This is a genomic window from Knoellia sp. B-D-2, assembly GCF_057714695.1.
On record NZ_CM173189.1, the window covers coordinates 237,568 to 261,691 of the forward strand.

22 protein-coding genes are annotated in these 24,124 nt (G+C 73.0%); 5 read left to right on the plus strand and 17 right to left on the minus strand.

The window, feature by feature from the left end:
- Positions 1-8 precede the first annotated feature (8 nt).
- From truB to rimP, 6 genes are all read right to left on the minus strand, one after another.
- A complete protein-coding gene (truB, locus tag AC3EU2_RS01100; protein ID WP_488177906.1) occupies positions 9-923 on the minus strand; it encodes a tRNA pseudouridine(55) synthase TruB in 915 nt (304 codons plus the stop codon).
- Positions 920-1,417, minus strand: coding sequence for a 30S ribosome-binding factor RbfA (rbfA, locus tag AC3EU2_RS01105; protein ID WP_488177907.1), 498 nt, complete (start codon positions 1,415-1,417; stop codon positions 920-922). Before rbfA ends, truB begins: the two co-directional genes overlap by 4 nt.
- Positions 1,418-1,542: 125 nt before the next feature.
- Positions 1,543-4,404, minus strand: coding sequence for a translation initiation factor IF-2 (infB, locus tag AC3EU2_RS01110; protein ID WP_488177908.1), 2,862 nt, complete (start codon positions 4,402-4,404; stop codon positions 1,543-1,545).
- Positions 4,405-4,469: 65 nt separating this feature from the next.
- Positions 4,470-4,871, minus strand: a complete 402-nt coding sequence (locus AC3EU2_RS01115; RefSeq protein WP_488177910.1) for a YlxR family protein — start codon at positions 4,869-4,871, stop codon at positions 4,470-4,472.
- An 8-nt stretch (positions 4,872-4,879) separates the two neighbouring features.
- Positions 4,880-6,088, minus strand: coding sequence for a transcription termination factor NusA (gene nusA / locus AC3EU2_RS01120; RefSeq protein WP_488177911.1), 1,209 nt, complete (start codon positions 6,086-6,088; stop codon positions 4,880-4,882).
- A gap of 3 nt (positions 6,089-6,091) precedes the next feature.
- Positions 6,092-6,688, minus strand: a complete 597-nt coding sequence (gene rimP / locus AC3EU2_RS01125) for a ribosome maturation factor RimP (RefSeq protein ID WP_488177912.1) — start codon at positions 6,686-6,688, stop codon at positions 6,092-6,094.
- 101 nt (positions 6,689-6,789) lie between these two features.
- Between rimP and AC3EU2_RS01130 the strand changes: the two genes are divergently transcribed.
- The 3 genes from AC3EU2_RS01130 (at position 6,790) to AC3EU2_RS01140 (ending at position 10,794) form a co-directional block, all read left to right on the plus strand.
- Entirely contained in the window at positions 6,790-7,821 is a 1,032-nt protein-coding gene (locus tag AC3EU2_RS01130) for a hypothetical protein (RefSeq protein ID WP_488177913.1), read from the plus strand.
- Positions 7,818-8,744, plus strand: coding sequence for an aminoglycoside phosphotransferase family protein (locus AC3EU2_RS01135; protein ID WP_488177914.1), 927 nt, complete (start codon positions 7,818-7,820; stop codon positions 8,742-8,744). The genes AC3EU2_RS01130 and AC3EU2_RS01135 overlap by 4 nt, the downstream gene beginning before the upstream one ends.
- A gap of 61 nt (positions 8,745-8,805) precedes the next feature.
- Positions 8,806-10,794 carry a thioredoxin domain-containing protein gene (locus AC3EU2_RS01140; protein WP_488177915.1) on the plus strand — a complete coding sequence of 663 codons (1,989 nt, stop codon included), beginning with the start codon at positions 8,806-8,808 and terminating at the stop codon, positions 10,792-10,794.
- Here AC3EU2_RS01140 and AC3EU2_RS01145 read toward each other — a convergent pair.
- Positions 10,791-11,630 carry a PhzF family phenazine biosynthesis protein gene (locus AC3EU2_RS01145; RefSeq protein WP_488177916.1) on the minus strand — a complete coding sequence of 280 codons (840 nt, stop codon included), beginning with the start codon at positions 11,628-11,630 and terminating at the stop codon, positions 10,791-10,793. The genes AC3EU2_RS01140 and AC3EU2_RS01145 overlap by 4 nt on opposite strands.
- Positions 11,631-11,658: 28 nt before the next feature.
- On the opposite strand from AC3EU2_RS01145, the gene AC3EU2_RS01150 reads away from it, so the two are divergent.
- Entirely contained in the window at positions 11,659-13,569 is a 1,911-nt protein-coding gene (locus AC3EU2_RS01150; RefSeq protein ID WP_488179419.1) for an alpha-amylase family protein, read from the plus strand.
- Between the two features lie 11 nt (positions 13,570-13,580).
- On the opposite strand, the gene AC3EU2_RS01155 is transcribed toward AC3EU2_RS01150, so the two are convergent.
- The 9 genes from AC3EU2_RS01155 to AC3EU2_RS01195 form a co-directional block, all read right to left on the minus strand.
- Positions 13,581-15,227 carry a DUF222 domain-containing protein gene (locus tag AC3EU2_RS01155; RefSeq protein WP_488177917.1) on the minus strand — a complete coding sequence of 549 codons (1,647 nt, stop codon included), beginning with the start codon at positions 15,225-15,227 and terminating at the stop codon, positions 13,581-13,583.
- A 161-nt stretch (positions 15,228-15,388) separates the two neighbouring features.
- Positions 15,389-16,147: an FAD:protein FMN transferase gene (locus AC3EU2_RS01160; RefSeq protein ID WP_488177918.1), complete on the minus strand. Its 759-nt coding sequence runs from the start codon at positions 16,145-16,147 to the stop codon at positions 15,389-15,391.
- 71 nt (positions 16,148-16,218) lie between these two features.
- Entirely contained in the window at positions 16,219-16,731 is a 513-nt protein-coding gene (locus tag AC3EU2_RS01165; protein ID WP_488177919.1) for an FMN-binding protein, read from the minus strand.
- A gap of 58 nt (positions 16,732-16,789) precedes the next feature.
- On the minus strand, positions 16,790-18,193 hold the full coding sequence (locus AC3EU2_RS01170) for a ferredoxin reductase family protein (RefSeq protein ID WP_488177920.1): 1,404 nt from the start codon (positions 18,191-18,193) through the stop codon (positions 16,790-16,792).
- A 90-nt stretch (positions 18,194-18,283) separates the two neighbouring features.
- Positions 18,284-18,958, minus strand: a complete 675-nt coding sequence (locus AC3EU2_RS01175; protein WP_488177921.1) for a nucleoside/nucleotide kinase family protein — start codon at positions 18,956-18,958, stop codon at positions 18,284-18,286.
- Positions 18,948-19,727: a TSUP family transporter gene (locus AC3EU2_RS01180; RefSeq protein ID WP_488177922.1), complete on the minus strand. Its 780-nt coding sequence runs from the start codon at positions 19,725-19,727 to the stop codon at positions 18,948-18,950. The genes AC3EU2_RS01175 and AC3EU2_RS01180 overlap by 11 nt, the downstream gene beginning before the upstream one ends.
- A gap of 27 nt (positions 19,728-19,754) precedes the next feature.
- Positions 19,755-20,516 carry an HAD family hydrolase gene (locus tag AC3EU2_RS01185; RefSeq protein WP_488177923.1) on the minus strand — a complete coding sequence of 254 codons (762 nt, stop codon included), beginning with the start codon at positions 20,514-20,516 and terminating at the stop codon, positions 19,755-19,757.
- The gene (locus AC3EU2_RS01190) at positions 20,513-22,312 is read right to left on the minus strand and encodes a proline--tRNA ligase (RefSeq protein WP_488177924.1); all 1,800 of its coding nucleotides are present in this window, start codon (positions 22,310-22,312) and stop codon (positions 20,513-20,515) included. Before AC3EU2_RS01190 ends, AC3EU2_RS01185 begins: the two co-directional genes overlap by 4 nt.
- A gap of 143 nt (positions 22,313-22,455) precedes the next feature.
- Positions 22,456-22,875 carry a CBS domain-containing protein gene (locus AC3EU2_RS01195; protein WP_488177925.1) on the minus strand — a complete coding sequence of 140 codons (420 nt, stop codon included), beginning with the start codon at positions 22,873-22,875 and terminating at the stop codon, positions 22,456-22,458.
- A gap of 186 nt (positions 22,876-23,061) precedes the next feature.
- Between AC3EU2_RS01195 and AC3EU2_RS01200 the strand changes: the two genes are divergently transcribed.
- Entirely contained in the window at positions 23,062-23,592 is a 531-nt protein-coding gene (locus AC3EU2_RS01200; protein WP_488177926.1) for an MGMT family protein, read from the plus strand.
- Between the two features lie 51 nt (positions 23,593-23,643).
- Here AC3EU2_RS01200 and AC3EU2_RS01205 read toward each other — a convergent pair whose 3' ends face one another.
- A complete protein-coding gene (locus tag AC3EU2_RS01205; protein ID WP_488177927.1) occupies positions 23,644-24,111 on the minus strand; it encodes an SRPBCC family protein in 468 nt (155 codons plus the stop codon).
- Between the last annotated feature and the right edge of the window lie 13 nt (positions 24,112-24,124).

A 24,124-nucleotide genomic window follows, 5' to 3' on the forward strand; every position in this document is an offset into this window, starting at 1 on the left:
TGGACACTCTACGAACTCGCCGGCGCGAACACGACGTGGCTCCGCGCGGTGGGGCCGGACTCGTCGAGCATCGCGACGAGGGCGCCGTCGGGACCGAACGCCGCCACCGGCTCGGGGCGGCCCGGCAGCGCCGACGGGATGCGCTGGCCGTAGCCGATCGTCCGGGCCTCGTCGGCGGTGAGCTCGCGGGAGTCGAAGGCGGCCCGGGCGGCGTCCGCGAGCGGGACCACCGGCATGGGCTCGCCCTGCCGGGCCTCGAGGTCGGCGAGCGGGTGGGCGGCGTCGAGGTGGAAGCCGCCGACCCTCGTGCGCCGCAGCGCGGTGAGGTGGCCGGCCGAGCCGAGGGCGCTGCCGAGGTCGCGGGCGAGCGCCCGGACGTAGGTGCCCGACGACACGGTGACCTCGGCGTCGACGTCGACGACGTCGAGACCGTCCACGACGAGCCGCCGGGCGGCGCGGACGTCGAAGCGCGACACGGTCACCGGGCGTGGGGGCAGGTCGACGCTCTCCCCCGCGCGGGCCCGGTGGTAGGACCGCTCGCCCTTGACCTTGATGGCGCTGACCGAGCTCGGCACCTGCCGGATGTCGCCGGTGAGGGTGGCGACGGCGACGGCGATCGCCTCGTCGGTGACGTCGGTGGCGCCGGGCGCGCTCGTCACCTCACCCTCGGCGTCGTCGGTGAGCGTGCCCTGGCCGAGCCGGATCGTCGTCGCGTAGTCCTTGTCGCAGCCGACGAGGAAGGTGAGCAGCCGGGTGGCGCGACCCACCCCGAGCACGAGGACACCGGTCGCCATCGGGTCGAGGGTGCCGGCGTGGCCGACCTTGCGGGTGCCGCAGAGCCGGCGCGCGCGGGCGACGACGTCGTGGCTGGTCCAGTCGCTCGGCTTGTCGACGACGAGGATCCCGTCGACGACCTCGCTCACGGGCGGTCGGTGTCTGCGGGCGCTGCGGTGTCGGCCGACGCCCCGGCGCCGTCTGCGCCGGCGGCCCCGTCGGCCCCGTCGTCGCGGCGGTAGGGGTCGGTGTCGCCGGCGTACGAGGCCCCCGCGGCGGCGGCGGCCACCTTGGCGTCGCGCTCCCGGGCCTCCTGCAGCAGGACCTCGAGGTGGGCGGCCGTCTCGGGGATGGCGTCGGCGATGAACTCGAGCGTGGGCGTGAGCCGGATGCCGAGCTGCTTGCCGACGTGGCTGCGCAGCTTGCCGCGGTTGGCCTCGAGCAGGTAGGTGGTCTTGGCGCGCTGGTCCTCGTCGCCCAAGACGGTGTAGAAGACCGACGCGTGCTGGAGGTCGTTGGTCACCCGGACGTCGGTGATCGTCACGAACCCGAGGTCGGGGTCCTTGATGATCGGGTCGAGCCCGGCAGCGATGAGGGTCTTGATGCGGTCGGCGACCTTGCGGGCGCGGGCGGCGTCAGCCACGACAACTCCTTGTGTGTGCTGGTGGTCTGTCCCGACACCCTAGGTGCGGGACGTGGGGGACGGACGGGCCGGCATACCGAAGTCGGTATGCCGGCCGGTCACGTCGGGGGAAGCCGGGCGCGCTCTCAGGCGCGGGGCTTCTCTCGCATCTCATAGGTGGAGATGAGGTCCTCGACCTGGAGGTCGTTGTACGACCCCAGGTTGATGCCGCACTCGAAGCCGTCGCGGACCTCGGTGACGTCGTCCTTGAACCGGCGCAGGCCGGCGATCTCGACGTTCTCGGACACGACGACGCCGTTGCGGGTGATCCGCGCCCGGGTGCCGCGCTTGATCTCGCCGCTGCGGACGATCGAGCCGGCGATGTTGCCGAACTTGCTCGAGCGGAAGATCTCGCGGATCTCGGCGGTGCCGAGCTCGACCTCTTCGTACTCGGGCTTGAGCATGCCCTTGAGGGACTGCTCGATCTCCTCGATGGCCTGGTAGATCACCGAGTAGTAGCGGATCTCGACGCCCTCGCGCTCGGCGTAGTCAGCGTTCAGGCCCTCGGCCCGCACGTTGAAGCCGATGATGATGGCGTTGGAGGCCACGGCCAGGTTGATGTTGTTCATCGTGATGGCACCGACGCCGCGGTCGATGATCCGCAGGTCGACGTCCTCACCCACATCGATCTGGAGGAGCGCGTCCTCGAGGGCCTCGACGGAACCCGACACGTCACCCTTGAGGATGAGGTTGAGGGTGTCGACCTTGCCCTGCGCGATCGCCTCGTTGAGGTCCTCGAGCGAGATGCGCTTGCGGGCCTTGGCCAGGCTGGCCTGGCGGTCGGCCGACTCGCGACGCTCCGCGATCTGGCGTGCGGTGCGGTCATCGGGCGCGACGACGAACGTGTCGCCGGCACGCGGGACCGAGGACAGACCAAGGACCTGCACCGGACGGGACGGGCCAGCCTCGGTGACGTTGTTGCCGTGCTCGTCGAGCATGGCGCGAACGCGGCCGTAGGAGCTGCCCGTGACGATGGCGTCACCGACGTGGAGTGTCCCGGACTGGATGAGGACCGTCGCTGTCGCACCACGACCCTTGTCGAGGTTGGCCTCGATCGCGACACCACGGGCGTCACGCTCGGGGTTGGCCCGCAGGTCGAGAGCGGCGTCCGCGGTGAGCAGGACGGCCTCGAGCAGCGCGTCGATGTTCTCGCCCTGCTTGGCCGAGACGTCGACGAACATCGTCTCGCCGCCGTACTCCTCGGCGACGAGGTTGTACTCGGTGAGCTGCTGACGGATCTTGGACGGGTTGGCGCCCTCGACGTCGATCTTGTTGACCGCGACGACGATCGGGACGTCGGCCGCCTGGGCGTGGTTGAGCGCCTCGATGGTCTGCGGCATGACGCCGTCATCGGCGGCGACGACGAGGATCGCGATGTCGGTCACCTTGGCACCACGGGCACGCATGGCGGTGAACGCCTCGTGGCCCGGGGTGTCGATGAAGGTGATCGGACGGTCGACGCCCTCGTGCTCCTTGTGGATCTGGTAGGCACCGATGTGCTGGGTGATGCCACCGGACTCGCCACCGGCGACGTTCTCGTTGCGGATCGCGTCGAGCAGGCGGGTCTTGCCGTGGTCGACGTGACCCATGACGGTGACGACCGGCGGGCGGGCCGCGAGGTCCTCCTCGTCCTCGGCGTCGACGCCGATCTCGAGGTTGATGGAGAAGGCGTCGAACAGCTCCTTCTCCTCCTCCTCGGGCGAGACCATGCGGATGTCGTAGCCCAGCTCGGCGCCGAGCAGGCGGAACGTGTCCTCGTCGAGGCTCTGGGTCGCGGTCGCCATCTCACCGAGGTGGAACATGACGGTGACGAGCGAGCCCGGACTGGCGTTGATCTTGTCGGCGAAGTCCGTGAGCGACGCACCCTGGCGCACCTGGATGACGGTCTTGCCGTCACCACGGGGAACGCTCACGCCACCGATCGACGGTCCCTGCATCTCCTCGAACTCCATGCGCTTGGCGCGCTTGGACTTGCGGGCGCGACCGGGACGGCCACCACCGCGACCGAAGGCACCAGCAGTCGAGCCGCGACCGGCTCCACCACGGAAGCCACCGCCACCGGGACGACCGGCGAAACCGCCGCCACCGGGACCACCGGTGCCGCCACCGGGGCGACCGGGAGCGCCACCGGGGCGACCGGGAGCGCCACCACGACCACCGGGACGCTCACCCGGACGGGCGACCGCACTGGAGGACGGCATCATGCCGGGGCTGGGACGGGCGCCGGCGGGACGCGGACCTGCCGCACCCGCGGCGGCGCCACCGGGACGAGGGGCGCTGCGCGGACGCGGCATCCCCTGGCTCGGGGCGAACGGGTTGTTGCCCGGACGGGCGGCGCCGCCCTCGCGACCGGCCTCGCGGCCACCCTCACGAGGGGTCTCACGGGCGCCGTCGCGGCCCTGGCGCATGCCCTGGCTCGGGGCGAACGGGTTGTTGCCGGGGCGCGGGGAACCCGCACCGGGGCGACCGGACGGGCGGGTGCCCGACTCGGGTGCCTTGGCCGCGGGGGCGGCCGGGGCGGGGGCCGACGGCGTCGGGGAGGCCTTGGCGGCCGGTGCGACCGGCGCTGCGGGTGCCGCGGGGGCGGGCGCGGCAGGAGCCGGTGCCGCTGGGGCGGGCGCAGCCGGGGCTGCCGCTGCGGGGGCCACCGGAGCCGCGGGGGCGGGTGCCGCCGCCGCGGCCGGAGCCGGGGCGGAGGGGGCGGCGGGGGCCTTGGGGCCGGGGGTCGCCGACGGGGCGGGGGCCTGGCCGGCGGGCTTGGCCGCGGGCTGCGCCGGTGCTGCCGGCGAGGCCACGGGGAACTTCTCCTGGTACCGGCGGACGACCGGTGCCTCAACGGTGGAGGACGCCGACTTGACGTACTCACCCATCCCGTTGAGTCGCTCGAGGAGGACCTTGCTGGTCACTCCGACTTCCTTGGCGAGTGCGCTGACGCGAACCTTGGCCACGTTTCTCCTTCTCAGGTCCGTGCAACCTGTGGAAGGCGCGGACCGCTAGTTCGGGGGGGAGCTCATTACTGAGTGCTCATCGGGTGCTCATCAGCGTCAAACCCGCTTTCGGTGTGCCTGGGATGGACGGTGGTCTGCTCGTGGGTGGCGATCCACTCCGCCACGGCGGTGGTGTCCAGGTGCGCACTGACTCGCAGTGCACGCCCGAACGCCCGTCGTCGGACGGCGAGGTCGAAACAGTCTCCGGTGGGGTGCAGCCAGGCGCCACGCCCCGGAAGACACCGCCGAAGGTCGGGGATCAGCTCCCCATGCCCTCCGACGACAACTCGCAGGAGTGCCGACCGGCTATCCGGAACCCTGCATCCCACGCAGGTGCGCACCGGCCCCGTCAAAGACGGTGTATGCCGTGTGCTCGCCTGGGCGTGCGACGTCCGGGCCCGGAGTCCAGTCCGGTCGGTCCCGTTCATTCTAGCGCCTAGCGGGGGTCGCGAGCGTCATCGGCTCGCTCGGAGCCGGTCTCACCGGCGTCGCGGGCCGGCGTGGCGCCGGGGTTGTCGGAGCGGATGTCGATCCGCCACCCCGTGAGCTTGGCGGCCAGCCGGGCGTTCTGGCCCTCCCGGCCGATCGCCAGCGACAGCTGGTAGTCGGGCACGACGACCCGGGCCGCACGCAGCTTGTGGTCGACGATCTCGACCGACTGGACCCGCGACGGGCTGAGGGCGGAGGCGATGAACGTCGCCGGGTCCTCGCTGAAGTCGACGATGTCGATCTTCTCGCCGTGCAGCTCGGCCATGACCGCGCGGACGCGGGCGCCCATGGGCCCGATGCACGCACCCTTGGCGTTGAGCCCGGCCACCTTGGTGTGGACGGCGATCTTGGTGCGGTGGCCCGACTCGCGGGCGAGCGCGGCGATCTCGACGCTGCCGTCGGCGATCTCCGGGACCTCGAGGGCGAAGAGCTTGCGGACGAGGTTGGGGTGGGTGCGCGAGAGGCCGATCTGCGGGCCGCGCATGCCGCGCTTGACGCTCACGACGTAGGTGCGCAGGCGCTGACCGTGGACGTAGCGCTCGCCCGGGACCTGCTCGGCGAGCGGGAGGATGCCCTCGACGCTGCCGAAGTCGACGAGGACGAAGCGGGAGTCCGGGCTCTGCTGGATGACGCCGGCGACGATGTCGCCCTCGCGACCCTTGAAGTCGCCCATGATCGCGTCGTCCTCGATGTCGCGCAGCCGCTGCACGATGACCTGGCGGGCCGTGGCCGCCGCGACGCGGCCGAAGTCGCTCGGGGTGTCGTCGAACTCGGGGCCGTACTCGCGGCGGGTGCGCGGGGGCACCGGCTCGGAGGGGGTGGCGTGGGCGCCGTCGCCGGCGGACCCGTCGGCTGCGTCGGCATCCGCGTCACCACTCGCGACGTCTGCGGATCCGGTCGTCGGAGCCGCCACATCCGCAGACGCAGGAGGTGCAGCGTCGGCGGGCTCGTCCTCGACCGGGACCTCGAACTCCTCGCGCACCCAGATGGTGACGTGGCCGGTCTTGCGGTCCAGCTCGGCCCGGGCGTTGCGGTAGGAGCCGTCGGAGCGCTGGTAGGCGAGGAGCAGGGCCTGCTCGATGGCGGGGATGAGCACGTCGAGCGAGATGTCGCGCTCGCGCTCGACTCCCCGGAGGACGGCGAGGTCGATGTCCATGGGTCAGTTCTCCTTGTCGCCCGACGCGTCGGCGTCGTCGGCGTCGGGGGTGTCAGCGGGGTCCGCGGTGTCCGCGGTGTCCGCGGTGTCCTTGGTCTCCTTGCGCGAGAACTCGACCTGCACGTCGGCACGGTCGATCGCGGCATACGCATGGGTCTCGTCGCGGGCGGGGACCTTCTTCACCGCGGGGACCGAGATCGTGAGGTCCTCGGTGCCGGCGCGGGTGATGCGCCCGGTCACGGGCTCGGCACCGCTCAGCGTGAGGACGACGAGGCGCCCGACGTTGCGCTGGAAGTGGCTCGGCGTGGTGAGGGGGCGCGAGACCCCCGGCGAGGTGACCTCGAGGGTGTACGGCTGCTCCCCCAGCACGTCCGACTCGTCCAGCGCGTCGCCGATGGTGCGGGTCGTGGCGGCGATCTCGTCGAGGGAGAGGGACTCGACCGTCTCGGTGACGTCCCCCGTGGCGTCGAGGGCGCGGTCCACGACGACGCGCACGACGCGGCGGCGGCCGGCCGGGGTGACGACGACCTCCTCGAGGACGACTCCTGAGCCGTCCAGTGCACCGTCGAGCAGCTCCTGCACTGCGGTGTCGCGGGTCATCGGTCTCCCTCTCTGTAGTTCTCGTGCCGCGGCTCACTCTGCGGCGACGACCACTCTAGCCGGGCCGCTGCGGGTGCTTCCACGCGTGCGAGGATGCCGCCATGGGTGACCCGACGCCGCCGGCCACGACGCCGACCCGGCGCCTCGTGGGCCTGGGGGCGCTGGGCGCCCTCGCCGGCGTGCTGACCGGCTGCGGCATCCGGCTGGAGGACGACGCGCCCCGGGTCCCGCTCGTCCCGACCCGTGAGCCGATCGCCGCCGAGCCGGCCCTCCTGCGGCTCCTCGACGCCGTGCAGGTGGCCGCGCTGGCCCCCGTCGACGCCACCGCACCGGTCTCCCCGGCCCTGGCCGCCCTCCACGTCCGCCAGGCCGAGGTGCTGCGTGACGCCCTGCGCCAGCGAGGGGTCCCGCAGGACGCACTCCCCTCGGCCACGCCCGGCCCCACCGCCACCGCCTCGGCCACCGCGTCGGCCACCGCGTCGGCGTCGACGTCCGCGCCACCCCCGACCGGCACGGGGTCCCCCTCCCCCAGCGCCTCGCCGAGCCCCACCGCGCCCCGGACCGTCGTGGCCGTGGAGGGCTCGATCGTCTCCGCCGCCGACGGGTGCGCCGCCGCCGAGGCCGAGCTGCGCCCACCGGTCCTCGCGCTCCTCGCCCAGGCCCATGCCGCGACCGAGCTCGCGACCGGGCGCCGGGCCGACGGGCCGGACCCGGCGGCGCCGTGGTCCCGGCCGGATCTGCTCGCCCCCCTCGTCGACGCGACCCGCAGGGCCGTCTACCTTCTCGAGGTCTCGGCCGCCCGGACGCCGGGCAAGGCGCAGCGCACGGCCCGCGAGGGCATCGCCCGTCTCGACGTGCTCACGGCCGAGGTGGTCGGGGCCGCGGGCGCCGCCGCCCCCGTCCCGGAGCTCGGCCACCCCCTGCCCCGCTCGGTCACCACGCCCGCGCAGGCAGCCGCCCTCGCGACCGAGACGCTCGCCACGCTGCTGGCGGCGTGGGGCGGGCAGCTCGCCGCCCTGACGTCCGGCGACGCGGACGCCGCGTTCGCCGACGTCCCCCGTTGGCTGGGCAGCGTCGCCGCGGAGGCGCACCGTGGCGGCACCCCCCTCACGGCCTTCCCCGGGCTGGCGTGAGCCCCACGCCGGAGCTCGAGGCCCGAGCCCCTCGGGAGTGGCTCACCTGGATGAGCCGGCTGCCGGCCGAGGGTGGGCCGACCGGTGCCGACTGGGCCGCCGACGTCGACCGGCTCACCGGTGACCTGCTGCGCGACTGGGACCTCGTCCCCGTGGGGCCGGCGATGACCGGCTGGACCGCGGTGGTGCACCCGGTGCAGCGCCGCAACGGCGACGTCACCCAGCCGCTCGTGCTCAAGGTCGGGTGGCCGCACGTCGAGTCGGCCCAGGAGCACCTCGCGCTCCGGAGCTGGAACGGCCACGGCGCCGTCCGGCTCGTCGCCGCCGACCCCGCCCGCGGGGCCCTGCTCCTCGAGCGGCTCGACGCGACGCGCGACCTCGAGTCCGTCGACATCGACGAGGCCTGCGCGATCGTGGGCGGGCTCTACCGCCAGCTGCACGTGCCCGCGCCGCCGACGATCCGCCCGCTCTCGGCCTACCTGGACCCCTACCTCACCCAGCTGCGACAGCGGACCGACATCCCTCGCCGGGTCGTCACCCGGGTCACCGGGCTCGCCCGGGACCTGCTCGCCGACCCTGCGCCGCGCGTGCTGCTGCACACCGACCTGCACTTCCAGAACGCGCTCGCCGCCGACCGCGCTCCGTGGCTGGTGATCGACCCGAAGCCGCTGGCCGGGCCCCCCGCCTACGAGCTGCAACCGTTGCTGCGCAACCGGTTCGACGAGCTCGGGACGGGCCCGGCCATGCGGTGGTCGCTCCGGCACCGTCTGGAGGTGACGTGCGAGGCGGCTGGGCTCGACCCGGAGGAGGGCCGCCTGTGGAGCATCGTCCGGTGCGGCGTCGAGGTCCTCTGGGCCGCGTTCGAGGGCGACGCGGACGAGCTGTCCCGCAACCTCACCCTGCTCAAGGCCCTCGAGGACTGAGGTCGGGACGGCCCGGCGCGCACACGGCATACGGTGTCGGCGCACGTGACAGGGTGGAGCCATGGCCAACCGGCTCGCCCAGTCCACCTCGCCCTACCTCCTCCAGCACGCCGACAACCCGGTCGACTGGTGGGAGTGGGGCGAGCCCGCCTTCGCGGAGGCCCGGCGGCGCGACGTCCCGATCCTGCTGTCGGTCGGCTACGCCGCCTGCCACTGGTGCCACGTCATGGCCCACGAGTCGTTCGAGGACGAGGGCGTCGCCGCGGCCGTCAACGCCGGCTTCGTCGCGGTGAAGGTTGACCGCGAGGAACGGCCGGACGTCGACACGGTCTACATGGCCGCGACCACCGCGCTCACCGGGCACGGGGGCTGGCCGATGACGTGCGTGCTCACTCCCGAGGGGGACCCGTTCTTCGCGGGCACCTACTTCCCGCGCGAGCAGTTCCTCTCCCTGCTCGCGAACGTCACGACGGTGTGGGCGCAGCAGCGGACGGAGGTCCTCGCGTCCGGGGCGCACATCGCGGGCCGCCTGCGTGAGCTGACCGCCCCCGGGCCGGCGGCCCCGATCACGTCCGAGTCGCTCGCGACGGCGGTCACCCACCTGCGGCGGCACCACGACCTCGCCCGTGGCGGCTTCGGTGGGGCGCCCAAGTTCCCGCCGTCGATGGTGCTCGAGTTCCTCCTGCGCCACCACGCGCGCACGGGCGACGCCGACGCCCTGGCGATGGCGCGCGGCACCGCGGACGCGATGGCCCGCGGCGGCATCTACGACCAGCTCGCGGGGGGCTTCGCCCGGTATGCCGTGGACGCGGACTGGGTCGTGCCGCACTTCGAGAAGATGCTCTACGACAACGCCCAGCTCCTGCGCGTCTACACCCACCTCTGGCGCAGCACCGGAGATCCCCTCGCCCGCCGGATTGCCTGTGAGACAGCTGAGTTCATCGTCGATGAACTCGGCACCGACGAGGGTGGCTTCGCGTCGGCCCTCGACGCCGACACCACCGTTGACGGAGTCGGGATCGAGGGTGCGACCTACGTCTGGACCCCGGGCCAGCTGGTCGGCGTCCTCGGGGCGGACGACGGTGCCCGGGCCGCCGAGCTGCTCTCGGTCACCGAGCACGGGACCTTCGAGCACGGCGCCTCGACCCTCCAGCTGCGACGCGACCCGGAGGACCCGCCGTGGTGGGCGCGCACCCGGCGGACCCTGCTGGAGTCCCGGCGCGGGCGCCCGCAGCCGAGCCGCGACGACAAGGTCGTCGCCTCGTGGAACGGCCTGGCCATCGCCGGCCTCGCCGACGCCGGGGCGGTCCTGGGCCGACCCGACCTCGTTGACGCGGCGGTGCGGTGTGCGGACTTCGTCGTCACGACCCACCTCGTCGACGGGCGCCTCCGCCGGGCCTCGCGCCACGGCGTCGTCGGGGCCGCGGCCGGTGTCGCCGACGACCACGGCAACCTTGCCGAGGGCCTGCTCGCGCTTCACCAGGCCACCGGCGACGTGCGCTGGCTCCGCGTGGCAGGCGAGCTCCTCGAGGTCGCCCGGGTGCACTTCCGCGACGCCGACGGCCTCGTGCACGACACGGCCGACGACGCCGAGCAGCTCTTCACCCGCCCCCGCAGCCAGGCCGACAACGCCGAGCCGTCCGGGGTGTCCTCCCTGGCCGGGGCGTGGCTCACCCACGCGGCCCTCACCGGGGCGAACCGCGACCGCGAGCTGGCCGACGAGGCGCTGTCCGGCCTCGGCGCGCTCGCCACGCGCGACCCGCGCTTCGCCGGCTGGGCGCTGGCCGTCGCCGAGGCCGCCGTCGCCGGCCCGCTCCAGGTTGCGGTCGTCGGCCAGGGCCCCACGGCCGAGGCGCTGCTCGAGGCGACCCGACGCAGCACCTCTCCCGGCCTGGTCCTCGCCCACGGCGAGCCGGACGCCCCCGGCCAGCCGCTGCTCGCCTCGCGCCCGCTCCTGGAAAGTGCCCCGACGGCATACGTGTGCCGTGGTTTCGTCTGTGACGCACCGGTCACGGACGTGGCGGCGCTGGAGCGCGCGCTCGGCTCCTAGAGGTCGATGCTGCCCTCGATGCGGGTCACCGTGTCGCCGGACACCCAGACGTCGTCGCCCTGCGCCTCGACCCACACGCGGCCGTCCCGGCCGATCGCGCTCCCCTGGCGCGCGACGTACGACCCCGGCAGGGCCCCGGTGCCGATGAGCCACTGGGCCAGCCCCGCGTTGGCGCTGCCGGTGACGGGGTCCTCGCCGAAGTCCTGGCCCGCGGCGTAGAAGGCGCGCACCTCGACGTCGGCGCCGAGCTCGCGGGCCGTGCCCGAGTCCCACCGTCCGACGAGGCACACCTTGAGGTCGGTGAACCTCGCGACGTCCGGCACCACGGCGAGCACGGCACGGGCGGAGCCGAGGTCGACCCCGACCCAGCCGGGGCCGTTGTCGACCCAGGCCATCGACTCGACGTCGGCCGGGTCGACGCCGAGGGCCGCGACGACCCGGTCACGCAGCCCTGCGTCGACCTCGCCGGACCGACGCAACGGTGGCGAGGCGAACCCCAGACGCGGGGTGCGGCGCACCGTGACCAGCCCCGCGCCGCACTGCTGGACGACGTGCTCCCCGTGCGGACGCCCACCCGCCTCGAGCCAGGCGTGGGCGCTGCCGAGGGTGGGGTGGCCGGCGAACGGCAGCTCGCCGCTCGTCGTCCAGATGCGCACGCGGTAGTCCGCTGCGGCGTCCGTCGGCGCACAGAGGAAGGCCGTCTCGGACAGGTTGGTCCACCGGGCGACGTCCGCCATCTGCACGTCGGTGAGCCGGTCCGCGTCGTGGACGACGCCGAGGGCGTTGCCGAGCCACGGCTCGCTGCTGAAGACGTCGACCTGTCGGAAGGGCAGCATGCGCACATCCCACCACGAGGGGACCAGAATGGCGGACGTGACGACCCCTCCATCGCCCCCGGTCGCGCTCGACGACCTGTCGCCCGAACGCCAGGAGATGTTCGCGGAGCGCCTGCGCCGGTGGTGGCCCGACCTCGACGACGCGCTCGTCAGCCTCTACGGGGCTGCTGCGGCCGACCTCGGCGCCGAACTCGTCACCCTTGCCGCGCAGGCCTTCCGAGACCGGCCCGAACCGCTCCACCGGCGCGACCTCCAGAGGCTGCTGCGGCCGGACTGGCTGCAGGAGCCGTCGATGGTCGGGTATGCCGCCTACACCGAGCGGTTCGCCGGCGACCTCCGTGGCGTGGTCGAGGAGATCCCCTACCTGCGCGACCTCGGCGTCACCTACCTGCACCTCATGCCGCTGCTGCAGCCGCGGGAGGGCGACAACGACGGCGGGTACGCGGTCGCCGACTACCGCGCGGTCCGTCCCGACCTCGGGACGATGGACGACCTCGAGGCACTCACCGCCGCCCTGCACGCCGACGGCGTCAGCCTCGTCCTCGACCTCGTGCTCAACCACGTCGCGCGCGAGCACGAGTGGGCGACGCGCGCCCGTGCCGGTGACCCGGCACACCGGGAGTTCTTCCACGTCTTCCCGGACCGGACGATGCCGGATGCCTACGAGCGGACGCTGCCCGAGGTCTTCCCGGACTTCGCGCCGGGCAGCTTCACCTGGGACTCCGACGTCGACGGGTGGGTGTGGACGACGTTCAACGAGTGGCAGTGGGACCTCAACTGGTCGAACCCCGCGGTGCTCACGGAGTTCGCGTCGATCATCCTCGAGCTCGCCAACCGTGGTGTGGACGTGTTCCGGCTCGACGCCATCGCCTTCATGTGGAAGCGGATGGGGACCGACTGCCAGGGTCAGCCGGAGGTCCACGCCATCACCCAGGCGCTGCGCGCGGTCACCCGGATCGCCTGTCCCGCAGTCGCGTTCAAGGCCGAGGCCATCGTCGCGCCGAGCAAGCTGCTCGCCTACCTCGGCCAGGGCAGGTACACCGGCAAGGTGAGCGACCTCGCCTACCACAACAGCCTCATGGTGCAGGTGTGGTCGATGCTCGCCACGAAGGACGTCCGGCTCGCGGCGCACGCCCTGTCGCACCTGCCGACGAAGCCGACGAGCTCCACGTGGCTGACCTACCTGCGCTGCCACGACGACATCGGGTGGGCGATCCAGGACGAGGACGCCGCTGCCGTGGGTGTCGACGGCCACGCCCACCGCGGCTTCCTCACCCGCTGGTATGCCGGCCAGCACCCCGGCTCGAACGCCGACGGTCTCGTCTTCCAGTACAACCCCGCGACCGACGACGGCCGGACCAGCGGGAGTGCCGCGAGCCTCATCGGTCTCGCCACGGCCGGGACCGAGTCGGAGCGCGACCTCGCCGCTCGGGCCCTTCGGCTGGCCCACGCCCTCGTGCTCAGCTGGGGCGGGATCCCGGTGATCTGGAGCGGGGACGAACTGGGACAACCCAACGACCTGCACTGGGCCGACGAGCCCGGCCACGAGGACGACAACCGCTGGACGCACCGGCCGAGGCTGGACCGGGCCCGGCACGACGCGCGCCACGACCCGGCGACGACCGCAGGGCGGGTGTTCGCGGACCTCCAGGGTCTCGTCCGCGCCCGGACTGCGCTCCCCCACCTCCACGGCAGCATCGAGTCACGGATCGGCCCGGTCGACGACCCGGGCGTCCTCGTCACCGTCCGCGAGCACCCGCTGGGGACCTTCGTGGGCCTGCACAACGTCACGCCGACGTGGCGCTCGTGGCCCGGGCACCGCGCCCACCACTACGGCGTCGACGCCTCGCGGGACGAGCTCACCGGGCAGCCGCTGACCTGGGGCGAGGACGGGAACGTCTGGCTCAAGCCCTACGCCGCCATCTGGCTCACGTCGTAGCCCAGCAACGCTCAGGCGACCGTCACCCAGTCATCGGTGACGAACCAGTCCTCCAGCGGGTAGTCCCGGTTCGCTGCCAGACCCTCGGGTAGTGGTGGGAGAGGCGGCAGCTCGTCGGGAAGGTAGCCGTCGGGGTAGGGGTCGACGGGCTCGTCGAGGTCGTCGAGCTCCTCGGGGTGTGGCGGGGGCGACCACCCGTCGCCCAGGACCGGCGGTGCTGTGGCGTCGTGGACCCTGCCGGTCGGTGTCTGGATGCGGATGCCGTGTGCTCCGGTCCCGTCGAGCCCGGTCGACGTCGCGGTGACGTGCCAGCCGTCGAGCTCCTTGACGAGGTTGTGTCGCTGGCACACGCCTGCGCCGTTGGCGGCCGCGGTGGAGCCGTCGGCTGCCACTGCGGTGACGTGGTCGGTCTGGATGGCGGGGGCGCCGCACCACGGGATGCGGCAGGTCGGGTCGCGCAGCTCGAGGAAGCGGCGCAGTCCGCCGTGGAAGCGGCGACGCCTCGAGTCCAGGGCCACGAGGTCGCGCCCGGTGGGGTCGGTGAACAGCCGCCGCAGCCACACGAACGCCGCCGCCGCTCCGCCGCCGTCGACCGTTGAGTTCGAGGTCGAGTTCGGCTGCGCGAGGACGTCGCGGAGCCACTCCCGCGCCTGCGCGCCGGCGACCGGGCCCCACCCGGGGATCACCGCCACGTCATCGGCCGGTGCGGTCCCGCCGAACGCTGCCGGTGTGGTCCCGCCGAAAGCTGCGGGTGCGGTCCCGCCAAACGCTGCCGGTGCCATCCCGCCGAAGGCGGCCGGTGCGGTCCCGCCGAAGGCGGCGGGAAGCAGGGTTCGGTCGGTCATCACCAGCGACACCTCGACCGGCTGCGGCTGACCCTGCGCGCGCCCACTGAGCAGCTCCAGCGCCCGGTCAGCCAGCCACGCACCCTTGCCGCGGGTGTCCTCGCGAGCCGCGGCCACGGCGGCGTCCCACTGCTGCGCCGGGAGGTCGGGATCGACGACGTGCCGCCGGCCCTCCTCGGCGGTCAGCGCGCAGAACGCCCCGACGACGTCCTTCATCGGCCCCAGGATCGACAGCCACGCCATGCCGTCGGCGGCCGGGCGCACCGACACCCGACGTGACGCGACGGCCCGCCGGGCGCGCTCGGCCAGCGACTCCGCGTCCAAGGCGGCCCCCGCGCGTCGGGCCGCGGCCGCCAGGGCCTTGTCACCCAGCGACGCGATAGTCGGGGCGAGCCTGCGGTCGACCTCGCCGCGGTGCTCCCGGCTCAGGCAGTCCGTCTCCCGCACGACGATCCACGCGCGCCGCTCGCTGATCTCCCCACGCTCCAACGCTCCCAGGGTCAGCGGCATCTCCCCGACCAGCGCCCGCGCCACCCCGACGTGCTGGTCCGCCAACGTCGGGGAGCATCGCCGCGCCAACGCCAGGTCGGCCCGGACGCTGCGCGAGTCCTCACCCAACGCCTCACGATCCACCACAGCTGCAGCCGTCAACCGTGCCTGCGCCGCAGCAGCCGCACCCTTGAGCGACTCCAGGACCGCCACCACCGCGACCCGCTCCGGCTCCGTCAGCCCCTGCGCTGAGACCTCGCCCAGCAAGGACACGACCGACCCGATCCGGGCCTCGGGCCCTCCAAGTGCTGGCGTCCCCTGCATACCCTCATCGTACACCCGTTCGACGACATCCGGAAGGGTTGTGCACAGCGGATTCCGCTGTGTCGCAACCATTTTGCGCAATAAGTGCGCCGGAGCCACGACGTGGTGCTGCAGGAGGCGCGGAATGTCGCGCGTTCTGCAGGACAGTGGCCGGGCGTCGCTCAGGTGCGGGCCGCGGCCGTGCGGCGCGGCTCCTCGCCCAAGCGGTGGGTGATGACGCGGTAGGCCGGGCCGTGCCTGCGCAGGAGCTGGTCGGCGCGTGTCGTGTCGACGTAGGCGGCGGTCGCCCAGACGTCGGCCCAGAGCAAGTCCGGACCGATGACGGTTGCCGAGCCCGGGTGGGCCAGACCTCGGCCCGTTCGGGGATCGACGATGTGCGCTCCACGGGCAGCGGCACCCGAGGTGGCGACCGCTCCCCGTGTCAGGCTCACGACGTCGACGACCCTCGTGCGGTCCGCCGGGTCCTCGATGCCGATCCGCCAGACCGGCTCGACGCCGGACATGCCGCGGCCCGCACCGACGACGACGTCACCGCCGGCTCCGACGCTCCAGGAGATGCCTGGGACGGTGTCGAGGTGTGCGGCGGCGGCGGCCACGGCCCATCCCTTGACCAGCCCCAGCGGGTCGAAGACGACGCGTCCGCCGTCCCGGCGGCGCCAGGCGCGGAAGAGCCCCTCGGTGCGGTCCTCGGCCTCGAGGCAGAGCTCCACGACGTCCGCGAGCCACGGGTGGGCCTCGTCCACGTCGATCTTGCCGTGCTGCAGGCGCAGCAGGTCGCTGTCGGCCCGCCACGTGCTGAGCACCCGGTCGACACGGGCGAGGTGGGCGAACACGCGGTCGGCCGCGGCGGCGACGTCGGAGCGGTCGGGCTCCTCGGCGCGGACGTGGACACTCAGCGGGAGGCCCATGAGCTGGCGCACGAACGCCCTTCGTCCCCAGGGGGCCCGGTGACGGTCACCGCGCGCCGCCCGGACCGGGACCTCGCCGGTGATCACAGGTTGGCCTTGTCGATGGCCGACTGCAGGGACTCGACGTACCCGTGTGACGTGTAGGTCGCTCCGGACACCATGTCGATGGAGGCGCTCTGCGCCGCGACCGTCTCCTCGTCGAGGATCGGCACGGCACGGCTGTTGATCTCCTGGTCCCGGTGGTCCTGCCACGGCACCTGGGTCACCGTCGAGGCCGTGATCCGGCCGTCGACGACGGTGATCTGGACCTGCACGTCCCCGAACCGCGTCGACACCGCGTCGCCGAGCACCGTCTGGCTGCCCGAGCTGCCCGAGGACGACGAATCGGCGGAGTCGGACGAACTCGGCGAACCGGACGAGTCGGAGGACGAACCTGAGGAGTCGGAGGTCGTCCCACCTCCCGAGGCGGCGACCGTGCCGGATCCGGAATCCTGGACGAGGCTGGAGGTCGTACCGCTCGAGGTCGACGTGCGGTAGCTGAAGAGCAGCACGATGATCGTCAACGTGCTCGCGGCCCAGAGGGTGATGCGTCGCATGGTGGGGCGTCCTTGGTCTGTCAGGTCGGTCAGGTCGATGAGGTCGGGGGTGGGCTCGTCAGTACGCGAAGCGCTCGAGGTGGACGTGCTCGGGAGGGACGCCGGCCGCGAGAACCGCGGTCCGGGCCGCCGTCATCCACCCCGGGCTCCCGCACAGGTAGACGTCGCGGTCGGCCACGTCGGGGACGACGTGTCGCAGGCCCTCGACGTCCGTGAGGTGCTCGGCGGCCCGTGGAAGCCACGAGGCCCGTCCGGCGATGCGCGACCCGTCCACGAGCACGTAGTGCGCACCCCGGCTACGGGCCACGTCGGCCAGCTCCTGCAAGAGCACCGCGTCGGCGGCCGAGCGCACCCGGTGCAGGACCGTGACGTCGCCGGGATCCTGGTCGAGCTCCTCGAGGAGTGCGCGCATCGGAGTGATGCCGATGCCCGAGCCCATGAGCAGCACCTTGCGGCGGGTCCGCACGCCCTCGTGGAGCCGGCCGTAGGGGCCTTCGACGAGGACCCGGGTGCCCGGGCGTAGCGTGGCCAGAGCGGCCGTCCCGTCGCCCACGTGGGCCGCCGTGAAGCGGAGCGTCCGGCCGTCGGGCGCCGCGGAGAGCGAGTAGGGGTGCGCCCGGGTCCAGCCGTCCTCGCCGACGAAACGCCACTGGAAGAACTGGCCGGCCCTCGCCGGGATCCGTGCCACGCGGGGTCCGCCGACGGTCACGGTGGTCACCTCGGGCCCGTCCCGGCGCACGTCGACGACCCGCAGCGGGGCCCGTAGCGAGCGCCACAGGGGCACCCCGATCCGGAAGGCGAGCACGGCACCGAGCGAGACGGCATACAGGCTCCACCAGAGCACGGTCGCGCTCGTCGACGCGTTGAAGTCGGAGCCCGTCCAGAGCTGGTGCGGAAGCGCGAGCCCGGCCCCGAGGTAGGCGTAGAGGTGGATGAGGTGCCACGACTCGTAGCGCAGCCGGGCCCGTGCCTTCTTGAGGGACGTGACGACGACCATCACGAGCGCGAGCGTCCCGGCGACCGCGAGGAGCATGCCGGGGTAGTCCACGACGAGGTCGACGAGGGTGCCCCAGAGGCCGAGCGGCGAGGCGGCGGCGTAGCCGAGGACGATGAGGACGATGTGCCCCACCATCAGGGTGAACGACGTGAAGCCGACGAGCCGGTGGGTGCGGGCGAGCTCGTCCTGGCCCCACGCCTGCTCGAACCACGGCACCCGGGCCATGAGCAGGACCTGCACGAGGATCAGGGCCGAGGCGACGAGGCCGGCGAGCCTGCCGGTCGACGTGAGGGCCCCGCCGAGGGAGCCGAGCTCCTGGAAGCCTCCGTGCGCCGACCAGAGGCCGGTCACCGCGACGAGCAGCGCCCAGAGCAGGAGGCCCGACGCCTCACGCCACCAGCGCGGCACGGGACGGGGGACGCGGCGCACGGCGAGGGGCGCCTTCGGTGCGAGGGACGTCGTCATGCCACCGAGGTTCGCGGCGCGATCTGTATGCCGGCTGTGGAGGACCCGTCGGGAACCCATGAACCACCGCGGTGGTCCCGAGAGCCGAGGTCAGGCCGTCGGGTCGCTCCGGACGACGACGCCGTCGACGAGGACGACGTCGGCACGTGCGTCCCCGCCCTCGACCCGGCGGGCGTTGGCCTCGTCGGAGCGCAGCACCCACGTCGTGGCGTCGTCGGTGTCCCGCCCGGTCCCCACGTGCCGCGACACGAGTCGGCCGACCCGGGCGTCGGCGTCGAGCCCGCACCACCACACCTCGTCGAGCAGCGGGGGGACGGCGGTCCACGGGTCCTCGTCGAGGAGGAGGTAGTTGCCCTCGGTCACCACAAGGTCGGCGTCCACGGGCACGAGCAGCGAGTCCGGCACCGGCTCCCCCTCGACGTGGTCGAAGCTCGGCGCCGCGACGGGCACCCGCGGGACGCTGCGCACGGCCGCCAGCACACCGGCATACGACTGCGTGTCGAACGTGTCGGGGGCGCCCTTGCGGTCGCGCCGGCCGAGGTCGTCGAGCTCTCGGTTGGTCAGGTGGTAGCCGTCCATCGGCACGTGGGCGACGCGGCCGGACAGGGACGGGTGGGCGGCGGCAGCAGCGAGCAGCCGCGTCACGAGCGTGGTCTTGCCGGCTCCCGGTGGCCCGGCGATGCCCAGGACCGCGCGCCGTGGCGCCACCGACGCGACGAGGGCGGACAACCGGTCGACGAGGTCCTCGACCTGCTCACCAGACACCGAGCACCTGCCCGCCGATGCGGATGGTGAAGGCCGCGACCACGACGACGAAGACCGCCCGGACGAAGCCGCTCCCCCGCGACACCGCGGTGCGGGCACCGACGTAGCCCCCGAGGAGGTTCGCGGCGGCCATCACGGCTCCAACCTTCCACATGACGTGGCCGCCGGGAGCGAACACGGTGAGGGCGCCGAGATTGGTGGCGAAGTTCGCGATCTTGGCCTTGGCGCTCGCCTCGAGGAACGCGTAGCCCATGAGGCCGACGAGCGCGAACACCATGAACGAGCCCGTCCCGGGCCCGAGGGCGCCGTCGTAGATGCCGATGACGAAGCCGACGAGCATCGCCGTCACCGTGTGCCGGGTGCCGTCCCAGCGCAGCGCGGTGTCGGTGCCGAGAGCGGGCTTGGCGAGGGTGTAGCCGCCGACGGCGACGAGCATGACGAGGATGATCGGGTTGAACGCCGACTTGGGGATGTGCAGGCCGATGAGCGCTCCCCCGATGGCGCCCACGTAGGCCACCGCCGCCATGGGGAGGGCGGTGCGCAGGTCGGGCCGGACCCGCCGCCAGTAGGTGGTCGCGCTGGCGACGGTGCCGGCGATCGAGCCGATCTTGTTGGTCGCGAGCACCTGCGCCGGCGACGCACCCGGGAACCCGAGGAGCAGCGCGGGGATCTGGATGAGTCCTCCCCCGCCGACGACGGCGTCGATCCACCCGGCGACGAACCCGGCGAGGGCCATGAGCGCCAGCGTGGTCAGCTCGGGGTCGTTCATGCCCCGGTCAGGCCCCGGTCATGCGGGTCACGGCTGCGACCAGGCGTCGACGATGTCGAGGATGTCGAGCAGCTCGTGCGCCACCGCGTCGGGGGTGACGTCGACGTCGACCTGCTGGTCGACCGGGATGTCGCTGTGCGGGACCCAGATGGCGCGCATCCCGACCTGCTGCGGACCGTGGATGTCCTCGAACGGCCGGTCACCGACGTAGGCCGCGCACTCCGGCTCGACGCCGAGGGCCTCGCACGCGGCGAGGAAGGCGCCGGCGTGCGGCTTCACGACGTGGATCTCGGACGAGTACACGTCGGCGTCGAGCAGGTCGAGCACGCCGTCGCGCTCGAAGACCTCACGGTGGTACTCCCGCGACCAGATGGTGTTGGACAGGACGCCGATGCGAATACCCCTCTCCCGCAGTCCTTCCCAGAGTGGGCGGACCTGCTCGTCGGTGTGGGTGTGCGGCTCCCAGAACCCGCGGTATGCCGCGAGGGCCAGGTGGTGGCGGTCGTGCGCCGGGTCGACGCCCGCGGTCTCGAGGATCGCCTCGAGGGAGGCGCTGGTGTGGTCGGTGCGTCCCCGCTGCCACGCCCCGGCCTCGGCCTCGTGGATCCGCAGGGCGAGCGAGTCGGCCTCGGCCAGGTCCTCGGCGGGCATGTCGCTCGCCTCGATGGGTACGCCGTGCACCTCGCGGGCGTAGACCCGCCACTGCTCGGGCAGGTCGACGTCGTGCCAGGGCGTGAGGGTGCCGCCCCAGTCGAAGATGACCGCGTGGAGCAAGCGCCCCTCGCTCACGCGTCCGTCCCGGGCTGCGGCCCGCGCACCTCGCGCAGCACCTCGTCGACGGCGGACTCGACGGCCACCTCGCGGCGCTCGCCGGAGCGGCGGTCCTTGATCTCGATGACGCCGTTCTCGAGCGACTTGCCGACGACGACGATCGTCGGGATGCCGATGAGCTCGGAGTCCTTGAACTTCACGCCTGGGCTGACCTTCTCGCGGTCGTCGTAGAGGACCTCGAGACCCTGCGCCTCGAGGGCGGCGGTGATCTGGTCCGCCTTGGCGAAGACGTCGCCGTCGCGGTCGCGGTTCTTGCCCGTCGCGACGACGTGCACGTCCGCCGGAGCGACGGCGCGCGGCCAGCACAGGCCGATCTCGTCGAGCGTGCCCTCGGCGACGGCGGCGACGGCGCGGGAGACACCGACGCCGTAGGAGCCCATCGTCACGGTGACGAGCTTGCCGTTCTCGTCGAGCACCTTGAGGTCGAGCGCCTCGGCGAACTTGCGACCGAGCTGGAAGATGTGGCCCATCTCGATGCCGCGGGCGGTGTGCAGGACGCCGTTGCCGTCGGGGCTCGGGTCGCCCTCGCGCACCTCGGCGGCCTGGCTCGTGCCGTCGGCGGTGAAGTCCCGGCCGTGGACGAGGTCGAGGACGTGCTTGCCGTGCTCGTCGGCCCCGGTGACCCACGCGGACCCCTCGGCGACCGACGGGTCGAGCAGGTAGCGGATGCCCGACTCGCGTTCCTCGCCGAGCACGCCCGGGCCGATGTAGCCCTTGGCGAGCATCGGGTGCGCCGCGAAGTCCTTCTCCTCGAACGCCGCCACCTCGGCCGGGCCGACCTGCGCCTCGAGCCGCTTGGCGTCGACCTCGCGGTCGCCCGGCACGCCGATGGCGAGCGGCTCCCGGGTGCCGTCCGGGTGGACGAGCACGACGAGGACGTTCTTGAGGGTGTCGGCGGCCGTCCACTCGCGGCCGTCCCGGCGCGCGTGGTTCGTGTTGAGCGAGGCCACGAGAGTCTCGATCGTCGGGGTGTCGGGGGTGTCCTCGACGTGCGCGGCCGGCACACCCGAGGCGTCGACCTGCGGTGCCTGCGGCACGACGACAGCCTCGACGTTCGCGGCATACGTGCCGGCGTCGTTGCGGACGAACGTGTCCTCGCCGATCTCGCTCACGGCGAGGAACTCCTCGCTCGCCGAGCCGCCCATGGCACCGGACATCGCGGCGACGATGACGTACTCGAACCCGAGCCGGTCGAAGATCCGGACGTAGGCCGCGCGGTGCGCGTCGTAGGACGCCTGCAGCCCCTCGTCGCTCACGTCGAACGAGTACGAGTCCTTCATGAGGAACTCGCGCCCGCGCAGGAGCCCGGCGCGCGGACGCGCCTCGTCGCGGTACTTGTTCTGGATCTGGTAGATGGACAGCGGCAGGTCCTTGTAGGAGCTGTACAGGTCCTTGACGGCGAGGGTGAACATCTCCTCGTGCGTCGGCCCGAGCAGGTAGTCGACGCCCTTGCGGTCCTGGAGCCGGAAGATGTTGTCGCCGTACTCGGTCCAGCGGTTCGTCGCCTCGTAGGGCTCGCGGGGCAGCAGCGCCGGGAAGGTCAGCTCCTGCGCCCCGATGGCGTCCATCTCCTCACGGACGATCGCCTCAACCTTGCGCAGCACCTTGAGCCCGAGCGGCAGCCACGTGTAGATGCCGGGGGCGGCGCGACGGATGTAGCCGGCGCGCACGAGGAGCCGGTGTCCGGGCAGCTCGGCGTCCGCCGGGTCCTCGCGCAGGGTTCGCAGGAACAGCGACGACATGCGCATGGCCACAGGGGGTCTCCATCGATCGGGGTGGGGGAACGTGCCCAAGGATAACGACGCGGGCGTATGCCGTTCACGCCCATTCCCCGTACCTCGCCGTCAGCGACCCGGCGGGCCGCGTCTCGGCGGGGTGCTCGTGGTGTGGCCGTGGGTCAGGGCCTGGCGAAGACCCCCTCGACGAACCGGCTCAGCTGCCGGTCGTCCAGGTGCTTGGCGAGGTCGGCCTCGCTGATCATGCCGACGAGCTTGTGGTCGGCCATGACCGGCAGGCGCTTGATCTGCTCCCGCCCCATCGTCTCGACGATCGTCACCATGTCGGTGTCGGCGTCGACCCACGTGACCTTGCCCTGGGCGAGTTCGGCAGCGGTGCACGCACTCGGGTCCTTGCCCTCGGCGATGCACTTGATGACGATGTCGCGGTCGGTGATGATCCCGTGCAGCTTCTGGTCGTTGCCGCAGATCGGCAGCGAGCCGACTCCCAGGTCCCGCATCATCCTGGCCGCTTCGTCGAGCGTCTGGTCCTCCGCGATGCACTGCGTTCCCGCGTGCATGATGTCTCGGGCCGTCGTCATGGTGACCTCCTCGGTGGTGGGGACATCCGGGGCGGCGCACGGGCTGGCCTGGACGACGAGGGCCATGTCCGGGCACGCCGTCGATGCCACTCTCCACCGATGGCCCGAGCGAGCACAACCCCCTTGTGGGCTCGCTCGGTCTCGCGACCACGGTGCTCGTCAAGACCTCGGCCTAGGCTGACCGCCATGGCGAGCGAGCTGACGATCGAGCGGGTGCTCACCCTCGTCGAGCTCGTGCCGCGGGGCCGGGTCGTGAGCTACCGCGACCTCGGGCAGATCGTCGGGATCGGGCCGCGGCAGGTCGGGTCGTTCATGGCCCACCACAGCGACGGGCTCCCCTGGTGGCGGGTCACCAACGCGTCCGGCGACCTGCCGAGGGACCTCCTCGACCGGGCCCGGCCTCACTGGGCCGACGAGGGGATCCTCGTCAAGCGCAACGGTCTGGGCTGCCGCATCGCGGACTACCGCGCCGACCTCGACGCCCTGGCCACGGCGTACCGGGTCCGCATCACCGCCACGCTCGACCGCATGGGAAGTGCGATCCCGCACACGAGCAACCCGGCGGCGGCCGCACTGGCCGCGGCCGGGATCACGACCCTGGAGGAGCTGAGCGAGTGGCGCCGCGCCGACGTCCTCGGGCTGCACGGGATGGGGCCCAAGGCGCTGGGGATGCTCGACGCAGCCCTCGCCGACGCGGGGCTGGGATGGAAGCCGTGAGCCTCGAGACGGCGCGCGCGACGCGGGCGTCGCGCACCGGGTCAGGTCGGGTCAGCCGGTCGAGTCGGACTCGGCGGCACGCTTGAGCCGGGCCAGGCCCTTCTCGAAGTCCTTGCCCACCATCTTCTCGGTCGGCATGACCCTGGCGAACACCGCCGCGAGCCCGGTGTTGTTGCCGCGCATGACCCAGTCCACCTTTGTGCCCTCGGCCACGGGCGTCAGGACGAGCTCGATCTCGTGCTCGGCCCTGAAGGGCTTGGTGAAGTGCAGGTCGACGCCGATCCGCTCGGCGCTGGAGCGCGTGATCTCCATCGAGCCCTCACCGGCCTGGCGGTTGCCGCGCCACTCGTAGCGGGCACCCACGCCCGAGTCGGGGCCGGAGTAGGCGCGGCGCAGGTCCGGGTCGACGTCCTCCCACGGCGACCACGCCTCCCAGCGGTGGAAGTCGTTGATGAGGCCGTGGAGCACGGCGGGCGACGCGGCGACGACGGTGCTGCGGGTGAACTCGAAGGCGGCCATGGGGCCAGCCTAG